Source organism: Bradyrhizobium sp., from assembly GCF_049512235.1.
Taxonomy (GTDB): Bacteria; Pseudomonadota; Alphaproteobacteria; order Rhizobiales; family Xanthobacteraceae; genus Bradyrhizobium.
Map to the genome: position 1 here is coordinate 1 of NZ_JBEKXH010000617.1, position 3,372 is coordinate 3,372.

Below are 3,372 nucleotides of genomic sequence, written 5' to 3' on the forward strand. Positions count from 1 at the left end.
GCGACGCCGGCCTTCTTGCCGAGCGCGCGGATCGCCTGCAGCGAGCGATGCAGATGCGGGCCAGCCTCGGCATGCACCGTGATGTGATCGCAGCCGGCCTTGGCGAAAGCTTCCAGATAGGGATCGCAGGGCGAGATCATCAAATGCGCGTCGAAGATCTTTCGAGTGTGCGGGCGCATCGCCTTGATGACGTCGGGGCCGTAGGAGATGTTGGGGACGAAATGCCCGTCCATCACGTCGAGATGGATCCAGTCGGCGCCGGCTTCATCCACTGCGCGAACCTCTTCGCCCAGTTTGGCAAAATCCGACGCCAGGATCGAGGGCGCGATGACGAGGGGACGTGACGCCAGTTGTGTGGACATGTGCGCTTTCCCCCGGATATGACAGGCCATTGCGGCGGGTTGTTCGCGTAACACGCGCACCGCCCGGCGGCAATGCCGGCGGCCGGATCGTGGCGCGGCGTCTCGAACCAAAGGCCACGGCTTGGACGATCAAAGCTCGGCCGATGCGGAAAATTCTGCCGTGACGGCATCAATTGCCGGGGCCGCCGGACCCTTCGCGGCGACAGAAACCTTCATTTCATTGGCTTTTTCTGCTGGCACGGGGTTTGCTGATCCCTTGGGCGGATCATCATAGGCCGCACGCGCGGCTGGTTTTGGAGCAATTGCCATGCTGTTTGCCCTTGGCGCCGCGTCATCCGCACTGGATGCCGTACAAGCGCTGACCTCATCGAGCACGTCGTCACCCCAGTCGACCGGCTTCAGCGATGCGCTGAGCAACCCTTCTACCGCGTCGTCAGGAAGTTCGCCTTCGACGGTCGGCTCCGGCGGGTTTTCGCAATTGGCGCCGGGGACGCTGAGCGCGCTGCTCGCGGCGCAAGGCCAGTCATCGACGGCGACCGCCACTTCGGCACCGACCAGCCGGTCCGCCGCGCTGCAGGACCTGTTCTCGCAGCTCGACGCCAATGGCGACGGCCAGATCAGCAAATCGGAATTCGAAAATGCGCTCGGCGCCGGCGGCACCAACCTCGCGCAGGCCGACGCCGTCTTCAACAAGCTCGATAGCAACGGCGACGGTTCGGTCAGCCTCTCTGAATTGTCCTCGGCGCTTAAGGGCGATGGCGGCAAGGGCGGTCACCACCACGCCCACATCGGCGGTTCCAGCGGATCGGGCGATTCCAGCGGCTCCGGCGCATCCGGCGGTGCCAACGGATCGAACGCCGATCCGCTGCTGCAGGCACTCGCGGGTGCCACCAGCACGTCAGTCACCAACAGCGACGGCTCGACCACCACGTCGATCACCAATCCTGACGGCTCGACGGTGACGCTGAACACGCCCGCGGCCAGCTCCGCGACGTCGTCCAGCAGCGCGACGGCCTCCTACAATCTCCTCGAACAGCTGATCCAGCGCCAGGCCCAGGCGATTTCCTCCGGCGCAACCCAGTCGCTTTCGCTCAACATCTGAAACGGGTGTTTGCTGAAGGGTCAGCCGGTAAGGTCGTGAGCTAGCCGTGACGATCCTTCCATGCCGGCAATGCGCCGGGGAAGGGCAGCGCGGTCGCGGCGTAGACGCCGCGCGCGATAGCGCGGGCCACGACATTGGCCGCGATCATACCGAGTTCGGTAAGTTCGACCAGGGGATCAATCGGCTTCGCGCCGGTCGCGGCCGCGAATACCACGTCGCCATCCATCGGTGCATGCACCGGATAGATCGCGCGGGCAAAACCGGTCTGCGCAATCACAGCAAGACGCCGCGCCTGCGGTTTTGAAAGCTCGGCATCGGTGACGACCACCGCGAGCGTGGTGTTCTCCACGGCTGTCGCGGCGGCGGCGCCCTTGATCCGCATTGCCAGCATGTCCGGTGTGAACGCCGGCGGCAGCCCGCGTCCGCCGTATTCGCCGCCGATTTCATACGGCGCCGCCCAGAACCATGGCCCATCGCCGACGGTGACGCTGCCCACTGCGTTGACGACCGCGAGGGCGCCGACCCGGACGCCGCCGTTGGTCGTCGCCGATGCCGAGCCGAGACCGCCCTTGAAATTGGCGGTGGTGGCGCCGAGCCCGGCGCCGACGCTGCCGAGCGCGAAAGTGTCGCTGGCCGCGGCGGCCGCGATGTAGCCGAACTCGCGGTAGGGTGCGAAGCGGCCCCACTTCTTGTCGCCGCCGTTCAACAGATCGAAACAGATCGCGCCGGGCACGATCGGGATCAGCGCGCCGCGCACCTCAAAGCCGCGGCCCTGCCCGGCGAGCCAGGCCTGCACGCCACCGCCGGCCTCGAGCCCGAAGGCCGAGCCGCCGGACAGCGCTATGGCATCGATGCGTTCGACGGTATTGGCGACATCAAGCAGTGCGCCCTCGCGAGTGCCGGGCCCGCCGCCGCGCACGTCCATCGCCGCCACCACGGCGCGATCGAACACGACCGCGGTGACGCCGGACGCCAGCGCCTTGTCATCGGCGTGTCCGACGCGGACGCCCGATATATCGGTGAGCAGGTTTTTCAAGCAGCAGATCCGTCAGGTCCCGATCCCGTGGGGCCGCGGGCGGCCGTCACGGGGATATACCCATCCTGAAAATCGCGTCAGCTGTCGAGGGCCATTCCGATCATTCTTCCGAGATCGGACAGCCGCACGGAAAGCAACGGGCGTTGAGGTTTGCCGGGCCGGAAATTTCGTCCGGCGGCCTTGTTGCAGCGGATAGAAAAACGCCCCGGTGGAACCGGGGCGCTGGACGTCGCGATGGAACTGTTTCGGCCTTACGACCCCTTGGGATTGATCTCCGTGTAGTTGCCCTTGGCGTCCCATTTGTAGACGACATAGTCGAGCTGCTTGATGTCGCCCTTGGCATCGAACTGCAGCGTACCGTTCACCGTATCCCAGGTGCCGGCCTTGATCGTAGCCATGACTTTCTTCGGATCGATGGTGCCGGCCTTCTTCACGGCCTGCGACCAGACCTGGATCGCGGCATAGGTATAGAGCGTGTAGCCTTCGGGATCGATGTTGTTGGCCTTGAACTTCTCGACGACCGCCTTGGCGGTCGGCTTGTTGCGCGGGTCGGGGCCGAAGGTGAACAGCGTGCCTTCGGCGGCCGGTCCCGTGATCGAGGCGAATTCCTTGTCAGCCAGCGCATCGCCGGCCATCAGCACGGTCTGGAGACCCTGATCGCGCATCTGGCGCACGATCAGTCCGGATTCCTGATGGTAGCCGCCGACGAAAACCAGATCGATATTGTCGCGCTTCATGCGCGAGACGATCGCGGTGAAGTCCTTGTCGCCCTTGTTGTAGGACTCGAACATCTTTTCGGTAAAGCCGGCCTTGTTGAGCGCCTTCTTGGTTTCGTCGGCGAGACCTTTGCCATAGGTGGTCTTGTCGTTGAG

The 3,372-nt window shown here is 64.9% G+C and carries 5 protein-coding genes; 1 reads left to right on the forward strand and 4 read right to left on the reverse strand.

From position 1 onward, the window contains the following. Window positions 1-362: ribulose-phosphate 3-epimerase (locus ABSG20_RS32755; protein ID WP_423868590.1), on the reverse strand; the 362-nt coding region annotated here is incomplete at its 3' end. A gap of 129 nt (window positions 363-491) precedes the next feature. Further along, complete coding sequence (locus tag ABSG20_RS32760) at window positions 492-671, reverse strand: hypothetical protein (protein WP_423868591.1); 180 nt, start codon at window positions 669-671, stop codon at window positions 492-494. Here ABSG20_RS32760 and ABSG20_RS32765 point away from each other — a divergent pair. Beyond that, on the forward strand, window positions 670-1,464 hold the full coding sequence (locus ABSG20_RS32765; RefSeq protein ID WP_423868592.1) for an EF-hand domain-containing protein: 795 nt from the start codon (window positions 670-672) through the stop codon (window positions 1,462-1,464). The genes ABSG20_RS32760 and ABSG20_RS32765 overlap by 2 nt on opposite strands. Before the next feature lie 40 nt (window positions 1,465-1,504). On the opposite strand, the gene ABSG20_RS32770 is transcribed toward ABSG20_RS32765, so the two are convergent. Together ABSG20_RS32770 and ABSG20_RS32775 are read right to left on the reverse strand one after the other, a co-directional pair. After that, window positions 1,505-2,500, reverse strand: a complete 996-nt coding sequence (locus tag ABSG20_RS32770) for a P1 family peptidase (RefSeq protein WP_423868593.1) — start codon at window positions 2,498-2,500, stop codon at window positions 1,505-1,507. A 251-nt stretch (window positions 2,501-2,751) separates the two neighbouring features. After that, a partial coding sequence (locus tag ABSG20_RS32775) for a branched-chain amino acid ABC transporter substrate-binding protein (protein ID WP_423868594.1) occupies window positions 2,752-3,372 on the reverse strand: 621 nt, incomplete at its 5' end.

Bases quoted from the DNA above. Each gene is read 5' to 3' on its own strand.
- ABSG20_RS32765 (WP_423868592.1), top strand. From the start codon at position 670: ATGCTGTTTGCCCTTGGCGCCGCGTCATCCGCACTGGATGCCGTACAA.
- ABSG20_RS32760 (WP_423868591.1), bottom strand. From the start codon at position 671: ATGGCAATTGCTCCAAAACCAGCCGCGCGTGCGGCCTATGATGATCCG.